Genomic DNA, 16,159 nt, shown 5'->3' on the forward strand with positions numbered 1-16,159 from the left:
GTCAGCGGCTCCTTCTTGAATCATTGGCGCGCGGATCCAGCAGCGGATAGAGCACATCGACCAAAAGGTTCGACGCCATCACCAGAAACGATCCGATCAGCGTGATCGCCAGAATGACCGGATAATCGGAATTGATCAGCGCCTGCACCGTCAACCGGCCGAGGCCCGGCAGGCCGAAAACGAGTTCGACGAAGATCGCGCCATTGACGATGGTGATCATGATCAGGCCGAGCTGCGTGACGACGGGCGTCAGCACCGGCCGCAGGATATGGCGGAGCGCCACGATGATCTCCGGCACGCCCTTGGCGCGGGCAGTGCGGACGAAATCCTCCGACAGCACCTCGACGACGGCAGCCCGCGTCTGGCGCACGATCAGCGCGATCGGCTGGAACGAAAGGACGAGCAGCGGCAGCAGGATACGGACATCGAAGATGCCGCCCCAGCCATAGGGCACGCTCGCACCCGGCAGCAGCACGATGAGGCCGACCATCAGCAACGGGCCGGCGACATAGGCCGGGATCGCCCAGAGGAAGAGCGCGGAGCCCAGAATGGCATAGTCGATGCGCGAATTCTGGTTGAGCGCGGCGATCATGCCGAGCGGGATCGCGACGACGGCCGTCAGGATGATGGAACAGAGGGCAAGCTGGAAAGAGACGGGTGCCGCGGCTGAGACCATCGCCCAGACGGAGCGGCCCGAGGTTAGCGAATTGCCGAACTGGCCGTGCAGCAGGTTCCAGATGTAAAGGCCGAACTGCACGATGAAGGGTTTGTTGAGGCCGGCACTTTCGCGAATGGCTTCGATGCGCTGCGGATTATAGGCGACGTCGCCCGGCGCGCGCAGGAAGATCAGCTTGATCGGATCGCCGGCGCCATAGAAGGCCAGCGCGTAGACCGCCAGCATCACCACCAGAACGGACGGAATCCAGATGGCAAATCGGGTTAGCACGTAGCGCAGCAAGGGCCACCTCCCACCTGTTGTTCGATACGTTCCCGCTTTTGGGTGCGATCGCATCTCTTCTTCTTGAAACTTGCGCGAAGACCTTGCGGCCTTCGCGCGTTTATTGCCAAGAACTATTGTTCCGGATCAACCGATGGAAATGTTCCAGGGTTCGACGACCTGCCAGTCAAGGTTCTTTTCCAGCCCCTTGACCTCCTTGGTGGCCCAACGCGACATCGCCTGAGAATACCATGGGATGAAGGCCCAATCCTCGCGGAACGCCTTCTGGGCTTCCTGGGCGAGAGCGATGCGCTGCGGATCATCCGCAGCCTTGGTCGTGGCCTCGGCAAGGGCACTGTCGACCTTGTCGTTCTTGTATCCGCCAAGCTTGTTCTGGGCGTTCGACGAGGTCGAGGCGATGCTTCCCGCCAGATAGGAGACGGCATCCGGCACGCGGGTGCCGACGTCGTCGCGGAAGATCTGGACCGAGTTTTGATCCGGACCCGCATAGGAATCCTGCTGCGGCTTCATATCGACGGCAGTGATGCCGAGATTCTGGCGCCACTGCTCGGCGATGAACTGGGCGGCAGCTTGAATGGCCGGCCCCGAGATGCCGACGAAGAGGATCTTCGGCAGGCGCTCCGGGCCGCCGTAGGTCGATTCCGCAAGCAGCTTCTTGGCAGCCTCCGGATCATAGGGATAGGGCTCGAAGCCGGAATTCTCCGCACCCGGGACTGCATTGAGGATCTGATCCGCCTTCTTATGCGGCCCGTCGGGATAGGACGCCTTGAACAGGCCATCGCGATCGACGGCCATGATCAGTGCCTGGCGGACCTTCGGATCGTCCATCGGCGCGCGGGAGATGTTGAACCAGAAGTGCTGGCTGGTCGGGATCAGCGGGCCGGCCGAGAATTCCGGGCCGAGATCCTGGATAATGGTCGAGGTGATGAGTTCGGTATGGGCATTGAACTCTCCCGACTTGATCAGCGACGTCGCGCTGACATTGTCCTCGATCGAGGTGATGTCGATGCGCGCAAGCTTCGGCTTCGGCCCGAAGAAATTCTCGTTCGGCTCGAAAGAAAGCTTGCCGGCGTCGATATCGAGGCTCGTCAGCTTGAAGGGACCGGAGAAGACCGGCTTATTGTCCGGCTTGTACCAGTCGATGATCTCCTCGCCGTCGCTGCCGCGCGACTGCGATGCCTTGGTGATCGGCGCGATATGGTTTGCCAGGCGCATGAAGAAGATCGGATCCGCAGCAGCCAGCGTCACGACGACCGTTCCCTCGTCGGGTGTCGCGACACCCGTCAGCTCGTTGCCGGAGCCGGCGGCGATTTCGGCGTAACCCTTGACCTTGCTCAGCACCTGGTCGGCGCGCTGGCTCTTGGTGTTCGGCATCGAGGCGACTTCCCACGATCCCTTGACGTCGGCCGAGGTAATCTTGCTGCCGTCGGAGAAGACGGCCTTGGGGTCGATCTTGAAGGTCCAGACGGTGTTGTCGGCCGATTCCCAGTTGGTGAAGACGTAGGGCTTGATATTGCCTTGGCTGTCGAAATACATCGGCGATGCCCACCAGATCGAATTCCAGCGGAACGTCCTGCCGCCGCCGCGCAGAGGCGACCAGTCCTGGTCGAAGGCCGGATGCGCGACCTTCAGCACCTGGCCTTCATCGGCCAGAACGATGCGCGCATTCATCCCGAACACGGTGAGGCCGACGCCGGCCGCAAGCCCGAGCTTCAGCGCGTTGCGGCGCGATAGATTGGTTTTATCCGATTGATCAAAAGACATGGCATTCCCTCCCACAGTGAATTCGGCAGCGCTCTCCCTGCACCTGCCAGGCGCAGCACAATCCGTTCCGTATCGTTCTCTCGTTATTGTAAATATGTCAACAAAAAATCGCGATTTCAATTCGAACAAAATTTTCTTCTGAAAATATATGATATATAACAGATAGATAACTTTTCGCAACGGCGTCACAGCATTTTGTCTTCTTGACAAAAGCGCGGCAATGGAAAAGTTCTTTGCACTCCATCGCGACAGACGAATGACATTGCATGCGTAGCCGGGCGGTTCGAACACGGATCCAGCCAGACAGGACGCGCCGAGGAGGGCGAAATGAGCCATCACAGGATTACCGGCGTTTTCAGCGCCTCCGCAACGCCACTGACGGCGGACAACAGGCCGGATTTCGCCCTTTTCACCGATCATTGCAGACAGTTGCTGGCCGACGGATGCCATGGCGTGGCGCTGCTTGGTACGACGGGCGAGGCCAATTCCTTCTCCGGCGCCGAGCGACGCGCCATTCTGGAAGCAGCACTGAAGGCCGGCATTCCTGCCGACAGACTGTTGCCGGGCACCGGAGTCGTCGCCATTCCCGAGACTGTGGAACTCACCCGGCACGCACTGTCGCTTGGCGTCACCAAGGTGGTGATGCTGCCGCCATTCTATTACAAAGGCGTCTCCGACGATGGTCTCTTCGCCGCCTATTCGCAGGTGCTGGAGAAGGTCGCCGACACGCGCCTGCAGGTCATCCTCTATCATATTCCGCAGGTCTCAGGCGTTCCGCTATCCATTCCGCTGATCGGGCGGCTGATTGCGGCCTTCCCCGAAACGGTCGTCGGCATCAAGGAATCTGCCGGCGATTTCAACAACATGCAGGCGATCATCGCCGCCTATCCAGGCTTCTCGGTGCTCGCGGGCGCTGATCCGCTGCTGCTGCCGCTCTTGAAGGCGGGTGGTGCCGGCTGCATCACCGCCACCTCCAATCTCGTGGCGAATTCGCTGCGCACCGTCTACGACCATGTCCATGACGAGGCGCGCGCCGCGGATGTCGAGGCGGCGCAGGCCCGCATCAACGCCTATCGCACGCTTTCCAATTCCTACGTCCAGATCCCGACCATCAAGGCGATGGTGGGACTGAAGACCGGCAATCCCGCCTGGAAGCGCACACGTGCGCCGCTGATGCCGCTCAGCGATGCCGACTATGCCGCACTCGCCCAAAGCTATGCCAAGCTGCCTTGAGGAGATCCGTCATGAGTTTTACCGGCCTACCTCCGGAAGCCGTTCCGGCCCTGATGACCGGAGCCATCACCCCTCACCCCACCATCGAGGCTCGTGCGGCCAGCTATCTGCCCTCCCCCTGCATCCAGAACCACGCCGCAAATCTCGCCTTTCTGCCCGACGGCACGCTGACCTGCGTCTGGTTCGGCGGCACGATGGAGGGCATGGGCGATATCTCGATTTACATGTCGCGCCTGGCGCCGGGCTCTGAGCGTTGGTCCGTACCGGAAAAGATGAGCGACGATCCGGCGAAATCCGAACAAAATCCATTAATTTTCAACGCTCCCGACGGAAAAGTGTGGCTGCTCTATACCTCGCAGACTTCGGGCAACCAGGACGGCTCTGTTGTCAAATGCCGGATTTCGGGCGATGGCGGCCAGACCTTCGGCCCAGTCCAAATGCTCTGCGATAGTCCCGGCACCTTCGTTCGCCAGCAGATCGTCGTCAACGGCAAAGGCGAATGGTTGCTTCCGGTGTTCCGCTGCGTCGGCCTGAACGGCCAGCGCTGGAGCGGCGATGCCGATACGGCTGCGGTGCTGATATCGCGTGATGGCGGCGCGAGCTGGCAGATGCGCGATATTCCAGACAGTATCGGCGCGGTTCACATGAACATCCTGCCGCTTGGCGGCGACGAGATGATCGCCTTCTATCGCAACCGTTTCGCCGAAAATATCCTCTCCAGCCGATCATCCGACGGCGGCGAGACATGGAGCGCGCCAGAGCCCACCGAATTGCCGAACAATAACTCCTCGATCCAGGCCACGATCCTGAATGATGGAGCAATCGCAATGGTTTACAACCATTCGAATGCCGCCATGTCGGATGCGCGGCGCCAGTCTCTCTATGACGAAATCGAGGGTGGCGAGCCTGGAGAGACCGCCGTCGCTGCCGATAGCAGCGCACGCAAGGCCGTCTGGGGCGTTCCGCGTGCGCCGCTGAGCCTGGCGATATCGAGGGATGGCGGCAAGAGCTTTCCGCATCGCATCGATCTCGATACCGGCGACGGCTTCTGCCTCAGCAACAATTCGAAGGATTCGCTGAATCGCGAATTCTCCTATCCCTCGATCGTCCAGGGCGGCGACGGCACGCTCCATATCGCCTACACCTACTACCGGCGCGCCATCAAATATGTGCGCCTCGCCCCGCAATCCCTGCCGTAAACAAAGCCGCGGCGGGAAAATTGTCATTCTGCATCCGCTCGCATGCGAAAGGATGCGGGATGACAGCGGGTGTGGGTTGATTGACGAAAAAATGACAACATGGTTTGATTATTCACCGCCACCGCAAAGAGACGGCAAGCTGGTGTCTGACATGTCGTTTCATCACCACAGATTTAATAACATACTGATATATTTATCGATATTAACACGGCAACGTCGCCTGAAGCACACCCGATCGCCCATCAGATGATAAAAAACTGCCCTCGCTGGAATGTTGGCTTGACATTGATCTTACAACTTTACATTAAAGAGGCGACGATCTTGCAGGGAGGACTGGTTCATGGCCAGCTTAGGTTCGCCGATCACGATAGTTCGGCCGCATCTGATCGAATTCGGCGTCGGCACGGCGGGAAAGCTCGGCAAATGGGCAGCCGAAAAGGGCTATCGGCGCACGCTCATCATTTCCGATGCCTTCAATGCCTCACGCATCGACCTGCTGGAGCTGAAGGGTGAGGTGACGGTTTTTTCCGAAGTGACCCCCGAACCGGATACGGCCAATCTCGAAAAGGTCCTGGCGGCGGCGAACTTCGCCGATGCCGAGCTGATTGTCGGCTTCGGCGGCGGCAGCGCCATGGACCTGGCAAAACTTGCCGCCGTGCTTGCCGGCTCCGCCCAGACGCTGCACGAGGTCGTGGGTCCGAACAAGGTGCATGGGCCGCGCAAGGTGGCGCTCGCCCAGGTGCCGACAACATCGGGCACCGGCAGCGAGGCCGGCATCCGCGCGCTCGTCACCGATCCCACCACTATGGCCAAGCTTGCGGTGGAAAGCCTGCATATGCTGGCCGACATTGCCGTCATCGATCCTGCTTTGACCTTCAGCGTCCCTGCCCGCACCACGGCGCCCACCGGCGTCGATGCAATGGCCCATTGCGTCGAGGCCTTCACCAACCGCAAGGCCCATCCGATGGTCGACATTTATGCGATCGAGGGAACGCGCCTCGTCGGCAAATATCTCGCCCGCGCCGTCAAGGACGGTAATGACGCCGAGGCGCGCGCCGGCCTCTCGCTCGCCTCGCTTTACGGCGGCTTTTGCCTCGGCCCGGTCAACACCGCCGGCGGCCACGCGCTTGCCTATCCCCTCGGCACGCGCTGGCATGTGGCCCATGGCGCGGCAAATGCGTTGATTTTTCCGCATGTTCTCGCCTTCAATACACCGTCCGCGCCTGAGAAAACCAAGGCGGTGATGGAAGCGCTTGGGCGTGAAACCTCCGGGAACGTCACCTCCGTCTTCGATGCGGCTTACGCTTTCTGCGCCGAACTCGGTATCGAGATGAAACTTTCCAGTCTCGGCGTGCCGGAAAGCGATCTCGACGCCATGGTCGACGACGCCTTTGCCATTCGCCGTCTGCTCGATAACAATCCGCGCGATCTCACGCGCGCCGACATTCGCTCGATTTATGCGGCCGCGTTCTAGGCGACAAAGTTTTCAGAAGGAATTCGATCGATGGACAGGAATGCAAAAGTCGCCGTGACGCTCGGTGATCCCTCTGGCGTCGGCCCCGAGGTAATCGTCAAGGCCTTGGCAGCTCTGCCCAAGGGAGAGCGCCGCGATTTCGTCATTGTCGGCAATGTCGAAGCGCTGGAGCGCGCCGACCGCGTCACCGGCACCGGACTGCGGTTCGGGCCTGCCGATGCCCCCGGTGACGACAGGATCGCCGTCGACGAAGTCGCGCTCGGCGCCGCCCTTCCCGAAATCGGCAAGGTCAGCCCCATCGCCGGCGATGCCTCGGTGCGCTATATCACCCGCGCCGTCGATCTCGCCATGTCTGGTCAAGCCGACGTCATCGTCACCGCGCCGATCAACAAGGAGGCGATGAACCTCGCCGGCCATCACCATGACGGCCATACCGGGCTGCTCGCGCATCTCACCGGCTCGAAGAGTTCCTTCATGCTCCTTGCCTCCGAGCGGCTGAACACCATCCACGTCTCCACCCATATCTCGCTGAAGGGCGCGATCGAGCGCGCCAAGACCGAGCGCGTGCTCGCCACCATCGAAGCTGGCCATCGCCACTTCCTGCGCCTGGGCAAGACAGCGCGCATCGCTGTGGCCGGCCTCAATCCCCATTGCGGCGAAAACGGCCTGTTCGGCACCGAGGACATGGAGTTTCTGGCGCCCGCCGTCGAGCAAGCGCAGGCAAAGGGCATCGACGTGGTCGGGCCGATCTCGGCCGATACGGTGTTTGCCCGCGCCTATAACGGCGCCTTCGATCTCGTCATCGCCCAGTATCACGACCAGGGCCATATCCCGATCAAGCTCGTCGCCTTCGACACGGCGGTCAACGTCTCGCTCGGCCTGCCGATCGACCGCGTCTCGGTCGATCACGGCACCGCCTTCGACATTGCCGGCACCGGCAAGGCCAACCATGTCAACATGCTCTCGGCTATCGCCTATGCCAGGCTGATGGCCCGCTCGCCACGGCAGAGAGCCTGATCGCGGCCCGACTGGCCCCGATCGCCGACACAACGATTTCGAACTTCGTTATGACACCTAATAGCAGAACCGGACTCTGCCGTTCAGGAACGTCCCCCCGTTGACGCATCAGCATTCCGCGCATATAGCTAGACAGTCTAGCCAGGAGCAGAATCGATGGAATGGCAACTGCAGGACGCCAAGAACCAATTTTCGAAGGTCGTGCAGAAGGCCCGACAAGAAGGGCCGCAGGTGGTTACTGTGCGTGGCGAGCGCGCGGCCGTCGTTCTGTCCGCCCGCGACTACGACGCCCTGCGCGCCGGCAGGCCGACGCTCGTCGACGACCTGCTCGGCGGCCCCGCCTGGGACGATGAGTTCGCCGATGCGGTCGAAGCACGCAACAAGACTCCAAGCCGCGACGTTGCCTTCTGATGTATCTGGTCGACACCAACATCGTCTCGGAGGCGCGACGCGGCACGCCGCAGGCGGTCTCCTGGCTGCGCTCCGTCGATCCGCTCACCATCCACCTGAGCGCGCTGACGCTTGGCGAGATCATGCGCGGCATTGCCCTCAAACAGAAATCGGATCCCAAGACCGCGGCGCATCTCACCGAGTGGCTGCGCAAGCTGCGTTATGATCATGGCGACCGGATCCTGCCGGTGACCGACGAGATCGCCGTCGAATGGGGCCGTATCGCTGCCATCCGGCCGCGTGGCGATATCGACGGGCTGATCGCCGCAACCGCAATCGTTCATGATCTGATTGTCGTCACTCGCAACGTTGGCGATTTCGACGACACCGGCGCAGCGGTGATAAATCCATGGGAGATGGGCGCGTGAGCAGTCGAGGCAGCCACCTCCTCGTTTAAAATGGCCTCCTGTGCCTTTGGATAAGGGCCTTGGTTAGGTCGGGCCGAGAGCTCTTATCGGTGCGTTTGGTGGCAGCATCATGATCTGCTGACCAAGCCTCATCTGGCCGGCGTTTTGGTTCTGCTCTGCGGAAACGTTGATTGCACCGCCAACCCATCACATGCCGAACAAACGGCGATCCCAGAAAACCAGTTGGTGAAGGCTTGTCGTGATCGACGGGAATTCCGGGTGGGCCGGGTTGATCAATATGTTGCGGTCGACGCGGGCGACGACGCTTGGGACCAGCAGGATGGCGCTGCGCTTTTCCTGGCACCAGCGTTCGCCGAAAGCCTTGCTGACGTGTGCCGGCATGCTGTCCCAGCCGGGCAGCGCGGGCTCGGAGAAAACCTCGTAGCTTAGCCCCCGCGGTAGGGTGACCGTGACATAGTGCTGATTGGGCGGTAGCCTTCCGCTGCCGTGGACGAGCTTTTCGAGCAGTGCGGTCGAATAATGCTCGCTCGTATAGATGATCGGGCTGCCCGACGTGTTCCACCGGCCAGGCGCGATGGTCGAGCCGGTGGCGTCGAAGATCGGATAGGTTCCATGGGGGTCTCCGATGCGGACGGATGTCAGTGTGCGGTCAAGAACCTGTGCGCTCACGCAGCGCTGCCGTATTTCAGGCTTCCAAGAATATCGAGCACGAGCTCGCCGCCGATCTCGCTCTGGATGACCACGTCGATCGGCCGCCTGTCCTCAAGCATTGCATGCGGCCGAAACAGGAAATCGCGGGCCTCGATCTCGGTCTGCCAGACATCGAGCGCCTGCCCCCAGACACGCGCGAGACGGGCAAGCTTTATGCCTTCATCTGAGGAGAGCCGATGCTTGGACTTGCGCCGTTCATAGGTGGCCTTCGGAACCAGCCGGTATTTGAACTGGGCGTCATCAGGCGCCAGAAGCAGCGCCATGCGGTCGAGCGCCTTGACCGGCAATCCTTCCTCGATGCTGGAGAGCAGGCCGAAGGCCGAACGCGATACCGGCTCCCTGGCGGGCAGCCCGAGAACATCGGCGATACCGGCAAATCCCATCATGGTAACGGCTCCTTTTCACTTGAGGCTATATTTAGTCTCAAGTGATCCTGTTATCAAGTGCACCGTTCCGGTTTTTGATCCTCACCAGCCGAGCAACGGATTGCCGCAGGCGCACTAGATCGCTATCTTCCCCGAAGGCACACGAACAGCAAAGGAGGTTGCCTATGTCACCGCGGGACGCCTGATACAGCAATATCAACACTTCTGCCTTTCCAAGGGCATCGATTTCATACGGATCGAATCCGTACAGCCGCATGATGCTACCACGCTCTTCTGCAGCGCCGGAATGCAGCAGTACAAGCCCCTCTTCTCCGATCCCTCCCATAGTGGAACCGTCGCAAACAGCCAGGCTTGCCTGCGCATGGGCGACCTCGACGAGATCGGCGACGGAACCCACCTTCTCCACTTCACCATGCTCGGCCTTTTCTCCTTCAGGGAAATGACCGTCGGCAACGCCATCGATTTCTGGCTCGAGTTTCTGGGAACGCTCGGACTTATGCCGGATCATGTGACGATCCATCCCGACCGTCTGGTGGAATGGACGCCGCTCTATGGCGGGTGCGTGCCCATCGTGCCGGATCCGGAATGCATATGGAGCGATGGCAGCATCAGCGGATACTGCACCGAGTTCTATAAGGATGGCGTCGAGATCGGAAACATCGTCAATCCGCTCGGAACCTGCATCGACGTCGGCTTCGGTCTCGAGCGTCTCGACATGATCATCAACGGCACGCCGCAAGACGATGCGCTTGGGACGCTGTGCGAGACGGTCATGACCATCGTGGAAAGCGGCTACCGGCCGGCCAACAAGGAGCAAGGATACGTCTTGCGGAAACTGCTCCGTCGCATCCACAAGATGGGCGGCACGCTCGATCACCCCTTCTTCGCGGAAGAGGTCGAACGCCAGAAGCGGCTGCGCGCCAAATATCTGCGTCTGCGTGACCGCCATTCCGAGATGAGTCCCGACTGGTGGTTCGACACCCACGGCATCGATCTCTCCGACATCCGTGAAAGCACGGAGGAGTAGCAACAGGCAAGGCCTCCCGCAGATAACATCGGGGGGCCTTGTCATATCCTGGAAAGCGTCAGCGTTTCGGCGCCCGTATTGAAAGTTTTCAGCTCTGCCCCGGCTGCAGCCGACGGAAAATCCGCTCGATCTGGGCAACAGCGGCAAAAAAGACGATGCCGGAGAAAGAGGCGAGCACGACGGCGGCAAAGAGCCTTTCCGCCTGATAGTTGAATGTCGACTGGATGATGACGGCGCCCAGCCCCTGGTTCGAACCGATCCACTCCCCGACGATCGCGCCGATCACACAGGTGGTTGCCGAAATGCGCAGCGACGCAAAGAGCAAGGGGACAGACCTTGGGGCGCGCAGGCGCCAGAACGTCTCCCACCCGCTTGCCGAAAGCACATGCATCAGGTCAAGCTCGCTCGCAGTCGCCAGATTGAGGCCCCGGGCGGTATTCACCAGGGTTGGGAAGAAGCAGATGAGAGCGGCGATGATGACCTTCGGGAGCATGCCGAGGCCGAAAATGAGGATGATGATCGGTGCAAGCGCCAGCACCGGGATGGTGTTGAAGAGCAGGACAACGGGAAAATAGGCGGCCTGGAAGCGCGGATTATAGACAAAGGCAATCGCCATGATCACGGCGAGACTATTGCCTAAAAGGAAGCCGAGGCCCGCCTCACCCCATGTCGGGATCGCATTCGACAGAAGGAAGCGCCATTCGATGCCAAGCGTGCGCAAGATCGCCAGCGGCGTTGGAACGATATAGGCCGGAATACCGAGCGCCGGCACCAACCACTGCCAAGCGAGAAGCAGCGAAAGGGCGCCGATGACAGGAAGGCCGATTGCCTCGGAGAGTGACAACGGACGATGCGTCATGCAGCCGAACTCCCCTGCTGCAGCAATTGGCGCAGATGGGCTGCGGCCTCCTGAACATCGAGGCTCTCGCGCCGACAGAGGCCGCGCTCGTCTTTCAGCGGTGCAAGGTCGATCAGTGCCTGAACGCGGCCTGGGTTGGCCGCCAGGACCAGCACACGTCCGCCGAGATAGATCGCCTCGATGACGCTGTGGGTCACGAACAGGATGGTCGTGCCGGTTCGGCGCCAGACGTCCAGAAGCTCGTCGTTCAGGCGTTCGCGGGTGATCTCGTCGAGCGCACCGAAGGGCTCGTCCATGAGCAGGATATCCGGCTCGCATTGAAGCGCACGCGCTATGGCGACGCGCTGGCGCTGACCCCCGGACAATTGATGCGGATACCGGTCGGCCAGATGCGACAGGCCGACCAGCTCGATCCAATGGTCGGGCCGCGGATCGACCGATCGCGAGACGCTTTTCTTCCCCACCTGCAGCGGCAGCGCGACATTCTCCCTCACGGTCCGCCAAGGCAGCAGCGTTGCGTCCTGGAAGACGAAGGCGACTTCGCGCCGCCGGCGCGCCTCCGAGGCTGTCCTGCCGAGCACCGACAACCGCCCGTCAAGCGGCAGAAGAAGATCCGCAACAGCACGCAGCAAGGTCGACTTGCCGCAGCCGGAAGGACCGAGAATGGTCAGAAACTCACCCCTGCCGACGCTGAGGTCGACGCCGGACAGAATGCGGGTCGTCTCGCCAGCGCCGGCATAACCGACAGCCAGATCCTTGGTTTCGATGGCCGCTGCTTCAGGCAAATTCGCTCTCACGCAATCTTCGGGCGGTCGTCCGCCGTCATGTCGAGTATCTCAGTCGTATAGCAGTCCTCCAGCTTCGGCGCGCCGCTCTTGAACTGGCCGATTTTGTCGTAGACGGAAATCTGCTCGGCAAGAGCGGCCGGATCGAAGCTGCCCCAGCCATCCTTGCCTGTTGTCGCATCGAAGCTCAGTGACAATATGCGCGGCACCGTCGTCAATTCCACGGCAAGATCGAGCTGCGGATAGGCCTCCACCGTCAATTTGACTGCCTCTTCAGGGTGTTCATGCGTCCAGGCCCAGCCCTTGGCGACCGCACGCAGCACCTTTGCCAGTGTCTCGGCATGGCCGCTCACGGCATCGTCGGTGGCGAAATAGACATTGGCGTAAGACGGCAGGCCCGTGTCCTTCATCATCAGATCGATGCGGTCGGGACCGATGATGGAAAGGGCCTGCGTGTTGGTGATCCATCCGGTCACGGCATCGACCTGGCCGGTCGTCAGCGGCGTCATGTCGAAGCCGATATTGGTGATGGTCAGGCTCGATGGATCGATATCGTTCTTCAACAGAATGGCATCGAGCACATAACGGGCCGTCGGCTGGATGCCGATACGCTTGCCGACCATATCCTTGACAGTGCGGATCGGCGCCTTGGGCAGCGAATAGAAGGCGAAAGGCGCCATGCGGAAACCGCAGGCGAAGATCTTGATCGGCACGCCGGATGACCTGGCAAGAAGAAGCTGGGCCGAATCCGAGAATTGGCCGAGCTGCGCATCACCCGTGATCACGGGCGGCACCGTTGCTGAATTGGGACCGCCAGGTGAAAACTCGACGTCGAGACCCTCGGCCTCGAACAGGCCTTGCTTGACTGCGACGATATCGCCGATCTGTCCGTTGCTCATCAACCAGTCGTATTTGATAACGACCTTGGATGCGGCGGCATTCGAGTGACGCGGTACGAACACGCTGATCCCTGCCGTCGCTGCAGCAAGGGCAAAGGCTCCGCCCTTCAGGACGGTACGCCTGTCGACCACGATTTGCTTGTCATCCCTGTTCATTTGCTTGCCTTTCCCCTTGTTGGATTGTTGGACGACCGGCCGATTGCGCTCGCTATTGCGGGTCGATGTCACCGATCGGGCCGCCGGCGGACCACGCATAGATTTCCCAGAGATTGTCGTCAGGATCGGCGAAATAGACGCATCGCGCGTTCCAGACATAGTCCTGCGGCGGCGCGTGGAAGAGCACGCCCGCAGCTTTCAGCTCCGCATAGGCAGCATCGACCTGCTCTGGCGAGGCGAGCTCGATGGCGGCGCAGGCCTTGTGCGCACCTGGAGGCGCACGGCGGTTTGAGACACCGGTATTTTCGGCGATATGCTCGATCTCCCACAGCGCCAGCGTCACGCCCGCCCCTTTGAAATCGGCAAAGCCGGGAGCACGGCGGCGAGGTTTGAAGCCAAGTCGCTCGACATAGAAGGCCGATGCTTTGTCGATATCCTCGACCAAGAAGCAAATGTCGGTAATCGGATTGGTTTGGGCAAAAGCGGTCATACGGGCCTCCTGATGGGAAAAGCCTGGCAGACCGCAGCCTCAAAAGATTTCAAATTCGTGCGGTTGTCTTTCGCAAAGCTGCTGATCTGTCATCAGCAAGAGCCGGATCAAAGACGGACCGAACGTTGGTATTCCTTCGGGGTCGCCCCCATCAGACGGCGAAAGACGTTGGAGAAATGTGCCTGGCTGGAAAAGCCGGTGGCATAAGCGATGTTTGCAAGCGTCTCCTTGCCGTCGGCGAGGTAAAGCCGTGCTCGCTCGATCCTGCGTTCGAGAACGAAGCGATGCGGCGCCAAACCGGCCGCCCGTTTGAATTCCCGGCTGAAGTGAAAGGGGCTCATATGGGCCACCCCGGCCAGTTCCTCGACACTCAGATCGGATTTGCCAAGCAGGTTCTCGATGTAATCGATCACACGCCGGAGATTGTCCGATGTCAGCGGACGATCGCCGGCTTCGGGTTTGGCGCCCAGCAGCTTTACAACGCAGCAGGCGAGCGCCATCCCCAGATGCTGCATCAAAAGCGGGTCGTCGCGACCGGTCTTGTCGGCGGCAAATGCAAGGGAGAGCGCGACCTGCAGCGTTGTCGGATCAGTCGTCGCGCTAAGCGCGTCGCTATCCCAATGCTCGGGATCGAAGCGAGAGCCGCCGATGCTGCTGTAGAGCGCCGGTGACTGGAAGATCGAGATATAATCCGCCGCATCGCCATCGACTTCGAGGACCGTGGCGGCCGGTTGAAATCCCAGGGTGAACGGCGGCCTCTCAACTTTCCGGAACGCCCCGCTTCCAAGCCGATAGGCGTACCTGCCGTGCGCCGTGCGGTTGATCGAAATTCTATGAAGGGAGCCCCTCGAAACCATTTGCCCCGCGGCGCTACGGTAGGTCTCGACGATCATGTCGCGTTGAACGAAGGCCTTGTACCCTCCGAGGGATGGTCGGCTTATTGAGAAAATCTGCGGGTCGATGTCGGGCATTGTTTCATTCTCCCTAGCAGGGGAGAGGCAAGTTGCGCGCCAAGTGGAGCGAAGCTTCGCGCTGGATATCAACGTTGCAGCATAAAACCCGACGGTGCCCGTTAAATCGTGATTTTACGCCTGCTGCCGCGCCACACGGCACCACGGCCCGGCAGGAGTTGACCCTCGGTAAGTTTGGTCGCATGCGCAAGAATTATGCAATGCATGCTTCTTCTTGATCGGCCCGCTCGCGGGAAACCGCAGCCAGGAATGAGTGTTCTCTCCGTCCACTCTTTTCATCGGAGAGCGTCATTTTGGAAATTCCTTTCTCCCCATTCTCATTAGTCTACTTAATTTATAGACATAACTGAATTGGAGAGAATGGTAATGAGCATCGAAAAGTCCGGAAGCGGTCTCGGAAGACGAGATCTGTTGAAACTGTCTGCCGCGGCCGGGGCCGTCGTCGCGGGTGCTGCGCTGGTCGGGCAGCAGCCGGTTTTCGCGGCCGACGCAGAACTGTCACTGAAAGGCAAGCGCATCGCCATCAGCGCAACCGGCACCGACCACTTCTTCGACCTGCAGGCCTATAATGCCCAGATCGAAGAGGTAAAGCGCCTCGGTGGCGAGCCGATCGCCGTCGATGCTGGACGCAACGACGGCAAGCTGGTCTCGCAATTGCAGACGCTGATTGCCCAGAAGCCGGATGCCATCGTTCAAATCCTCGGCACGCTCAGCGTCATCGATCCCTGGCTGAAGAAGGCACGTGATGCCGGGATCCCGGTTCTGACCGTCGACGTCGGTTCGACCAATTCGATCAACAACACCACCTCCGACAACTGGGGCATCGGCAAGGACCTGGCACTGCAGCTCGTCTCCGATATCGGCGGCGAAGGTAATATCGTCGTCTTCAACGGCTTCTACGGCGTAACCCCCTGCGCGATCCGCTACGACCAACTGGTCAATGTCGTCAAATATTTCCCGAAGGTGAAAATCCTCCAGCCGGAACTGCGCGACGTCATCCCGAATACCGTGCAGGACGCCTTCACGCAGATCACGGCGATCCTCAACAAATATCCGGAAAAGGGTTCAATCAAGGCGATCTGGTCAGCCTGGGACATCCCGCAGCTTGGCGCGACCCAGGCTTTGGCGGCCGCCGGGCGAACCGAGATCCGCACCTACGGCGTCGATGGCAGCCCGGAAGTGCTGCAACTCATCGCCGATGCGAATTCGCCGGCTGGCGCCGATGTCGCCCAGCAGCCGGCGGAAATCGGCCGCACCGCCATTCGTAACGTCGCCAAGCTGCTCGCCGGCCAGACACTGCCGCGCGAGACCTATGTTCCGGCACTGCTCGCCAACAAGACCAATGTCGGCGAAGTCACCAAGAAGCTCGGCATCGGCTGACATTGAACCCGAGCGATCCGGCCATGTCGGAT

The 16,159-nt window shown here is 60.7% G+C and carries 17 protein-coding genes; 8 read left to right on the forward strand and 9 right to left on the reverse strand.

Going from position 1 to position 16,159, the window contains the following annotated elements:
* Position 1: 1 nt before the first annotated feature.
* Both OIU37_RS32490 and OIU37_RS32495 read right to left on the reverse strand, forming a co-directional pair.
* A complete protein-coding gene (locus tag OIU37_RS32490; protein WP_182210555.1) occupies positions 2 to 958 on the reverse strand; it encodes an ABC transporter permease in 957 nt (318 codons plus the stop codon).
* A 126-nt stretch (positions 959 to 1,084) separates the two neighbouring features.
* Positions 1,085 to 2,722, reverse strand: a complete 1,638-nt coding sequence (locus tag OIU37_RS32495) for an ABC transporter substrate-binding protein (protein ID WP_171605112.1) — start codon at positions 2,720 to 2,722, stop codon at positions 1,085 to 1,087.
* Between the two features lie 327 nt (positions 2,723 to 3,049).
* On the opposite strand from OIU37_RS32495, the gene OIU37_RS32500 reads away from it, so the two are divergent.
* From OIU37_RS32500 to OIU37_RS32525, 6 genes are all read left to right on the forward strand, one after another.
* Positions 3,050 to 3,955 (forward strand): dihydrodipicolinate synthase family protein, encoded by a 906-nt coding sequence (locus OIU37_RS32500; protein ID WP_171605113.1) that lies wholly within the window; start codon positions 3,050 to 3,052, stop codon positions 3,953 to 3,955.
* 11 nt (positions 3,956 to 3,966) lie between these two features.
* On the forward strand, positions 3,967 to 5,154 hold the full coding sequence (locus OIU37_RS32505) for an exo-alpha-sialidase (RefSeq protein WP_264259873.1): 1,188 nt from the start codon (positions 3,967 to 3,969) through the stop codon (positions 5,152 to 5,154).
* Between the two features lie 340 nt (positions 5,155 to 5,494).
* On the forward strand, positions 5,495 to 6,628 hold the full coding sequence (locus OIU37_RS32510) for an iron-containing alcohol dehydrogenase (RefSeq protein WP_264259874.1): 1,134 nt from the start codon (positions 5,495 to 5,497) through the stop codon (positions 6,626 to 6,628).
* 30 nt (positions 6,629 to 6,658) lie between these two features.
* Entirely contained in the window at positions 6,659 to 7,645 is a 987-nt protein-coding gene (gene pdxA, locus OIU37_RS32515) for a 4-hydroxythreonine-4-phosphate dehydrogenase PdxA (RefSeq protein ID WP_264259875.1), read from the forward strand.
* Between the two features lie 156 nt (positions 7,646 to 7,801).
* The gene (locus OIU37_RS32520) at positions 7,802 to 8,056 is read left to right on the forward strand and encodes a type II toxin-antitoxin system Phd/YefM family antitoxin (protein ID WP_164024517.1); all 255 of its coding nucleotides are present in this window, start codon (positions 7,802 to 7,804) and stop codon (positions 8,054 to 8,056) included.
* The gene (locus OIU37_RS32525) at positions 8,056 to 8,463 is read left to right on the forward strand and encodes a type II toxin-antitoxin system VapC family toxin (protein WP_264259876.1); all 408 of its coding nucleotides are present in this window, start codon (positions 8,056 to 8,058) and stop codon (positions 8,461 to 8,463) included. Before OIU37_RS32520 ends, OIU37_RS32525 begins: the two co-directional genes overlap by 1 nt.
* A gap of 186 nt (positions 8,464 to 8,649) precedes the next feature.
* On the opposite strand, the gene OIU37_RS32530 is transcribed toward OIU37_RS32525, so the two are convergent.
* Both OIU37_RS32530 and OIU37_RS32535 read right to left on the reverse strand, forming a co-directional pair.
* Entirely contained in the window at positions 8,650 to 9,132 is a 483-nt protein-coding gene (locus tag OIU37_RS32530; protein WP_240604861.1) for an RES family NAD+ phosphorylase, read from the reverse strand.
* Complete coding sequence (locus tag OIU37_RS32535) at positions 9,129 to 9,560, reverse strand: antitoxin Xre-like helix-turn-helix domain-containing protein (protein ID WP_003552236.1); 432 nt, start codon at positions 9,558 to 9,560, stop codon at positions 9,129 to 9,131. The genes OIU37_RS32530 and OIU37_RS32535 overlap by 4 nt, the downstream gene beginning before the upstream one ends.
* A gap of 124 nt (positions 9,561 to 9,684) precedes the next feature.
* Between OIU37_RS32535 and OIU37_RS32540 the strand changes: the two genes are divergently transcribed.
* Positions 9,685 to 10,587: an alanine--tRNA ligase-related protein gene (locus OIU37_RS32540; protein ID WP_264259982.1), complete on the forward strand. Its 903-nt coding sequence runs from the start codon at positions 9,685 to 9,687 to the stop codon at positions 10,585 to 10,587.
* A gap of 88 nt (positions 10,588 to 10,675) precedes the next feature.
* On the opposite strand, the gene OIU37_RS32545 is transcribed toward OIU37_RS32540, so the two are convergent.
* From OIU37_RS32545 to OIU37_RS32565, 5 genes are all read right to left on the reverse strand, one after another.
* Positions 10,676 to 11,446, reverse strand: coding sequence for an ABC transporter permease (locus OIU37_RS32545; protein ID WP_264259877.1), 771 nt, complete (start codon positions 11,444 to 11,446; stop codon positions 10,676 to 10,678).
* Entirely contained in the window at positions 11,443 to 12,231 is a 789-nt protein-coding gene (locus OIU37_RS32550) for an ABC transporter ATP-binding protein (protein ID WP_264259878.1), read from the reverse strand. Before OIU37_RS32550 ends, OIU37_RS32545 begins: the two co-directional genes overlap by 4 nt.
* Positions 12,232 to 12,239: 8 nt before the next feature.
* Positions 12,240 to 13,286 (reverse strand): ABC transporter substrate-binding protein, encoded by a 1,047-nt coding sequence (locus tag OIU37_RS32555; protein ID WP_264259879.1) that lies wholly within the window; start codon positions 13,284 to 13,286, stop codon positions 12,240 to 12,242.
* Positions 13,287 to 13,338: 52 nt separating this feature from the next.
* Positions 13,339 to 13,776 carry a VOC family protein gene (locus OIU37_RS32560; protein ID WP_168307663.1) on the reverse strand — a complete coding sequence of 146 codons (438 nt, stop codon included), beginning with the start codon at positions 13,774 to 13,776 and terminating at the stop codon, positions 13,339 to 13,341.
* A 107-nt stretch (positions 13,777 to 13,883) separates the two neighbouring features.
* Entirely contained in the window at positions 13,884 to 14,747 is an 864-nt protein-coding gene (locus OIU37_RS32565) for an AraC family transcriptional regulator (RefSeq protein WP_264259880.1), read from the reverse strand.
* A gap of 366 nt (positions 14,748 to 15,113) precedes the next feature.
* Between OIU37_RS32565 and OIU37_RS32570 the strand changes: the two genes are divergently transcribed.
* A complete protein-coding gene (locus OIU37_RS32570) occupies positions 15,114 to 16,127 on the forward strand; it encodes a sugar ABC transporter substrate-binding protein (RefSeq protein ID WP_264259881.1) in 1,014 nt (337 codons plus the stop codon).
* Positions 16,128 to 16,159 lie beyond the last annotated feature (32 nt).

Source organism: Rhizobium sp. BT-226 (assembly GCF_025847085.2).
Lineage (GTDB): Bacteria > Pseudomonadota > Alphaproteobacteria > Rhizobiales > Rhizobiaceae > Rhizobium > Rhizobium sophorae.

Coding starts and splice junctions, on each gene's coding strand:
- OIU37_RS32500 (WP_171605113.1), top strand. CDS start 3,050: ATGAGCCATCACAGGATTACCGGCGTTTTCAGCGCCTCCGCAACGCCA.
- OIU37_RS32545 (WP_264259877.1), bottom strand. CDS start 11,446: ATGACGCATCGTCCGTTGTCACTCTCCGAGGCAATCGGCCTTCCTGTC.
- OIU37_RS32520 (WP_164024517.1), top strand. CDS start 7,802: ATGGAATGGCAACTGCAGGACGCCAAGAACCAATTTTCGAAGGTCGTG.
- OIU37_RS32570 (WP_264259881.1), top strand. CDS start 15,114: ATGAGCATCGAAAAGTCCGGAAGCGGTCTCGGAAGACGAGATCTGTTG.
- OIU37_RS32525 (WP_264259876.1), top strand. CDS start 8,056: ATGTATCTGGTCGACACCAACATCGTCTCGGAGGCGCGACGCGGCACG.
- OIU37_RS32505 (WP_264259873.1), top strand. CDS start 3,967: ATGAGTTTTACCGGCCTACCTCCGGAAGCCGTTCCGGCCCTGATGACC.
- OIU37_RS32560 (WP_168307663.1), bottom strand. CDS start 13,776: ATGACCGCTTTTGCCCAAACCAATCCGATTACCGACATTTGCTTCTTG.
- OIU37_RS32565 (WP_264259880.1), bottom strand. CDS start 14,747: ATGCCCGACATCGACCCGCAGATTTTCTCAATAAGCCGACCATCCCTC.
- OIU37_RS32555 (WP_264259879.1), bottom strand. CDS start 13,286: ATGAACAGGGATGACAAGCAAATCGTGGTCGACAGGCGTACCGTCCTG.
- OIU37_RS32510 (WP_264259874.1), top strand. CDS start 5,495: ATGGCCAGCTTAGGTTCGCCGATCACGATAGTTCGGCCGCATCTGATC.
- OIU37_RS32535 (WP_003552236.1), bottom strand. CDS start 9,560: ATGATGGGATTTGCCGGTATCGCCGATGTTCTCGGGCTGCCCGCCAGG.
- OIU37_RS32495 (WP_171605112.1), bottom strand. CDS start 2,722: ATGTCTTTTGATCAATCGGATAAAACCAATCTATCGCGCCGCAACGCG.
- pdxA (WP_264259875.1), top strand. CDS start 6,659: ATGGACAGGAATGCAAAAGTCGCCGTGACGCTCGGTGATCCCTCTGGC.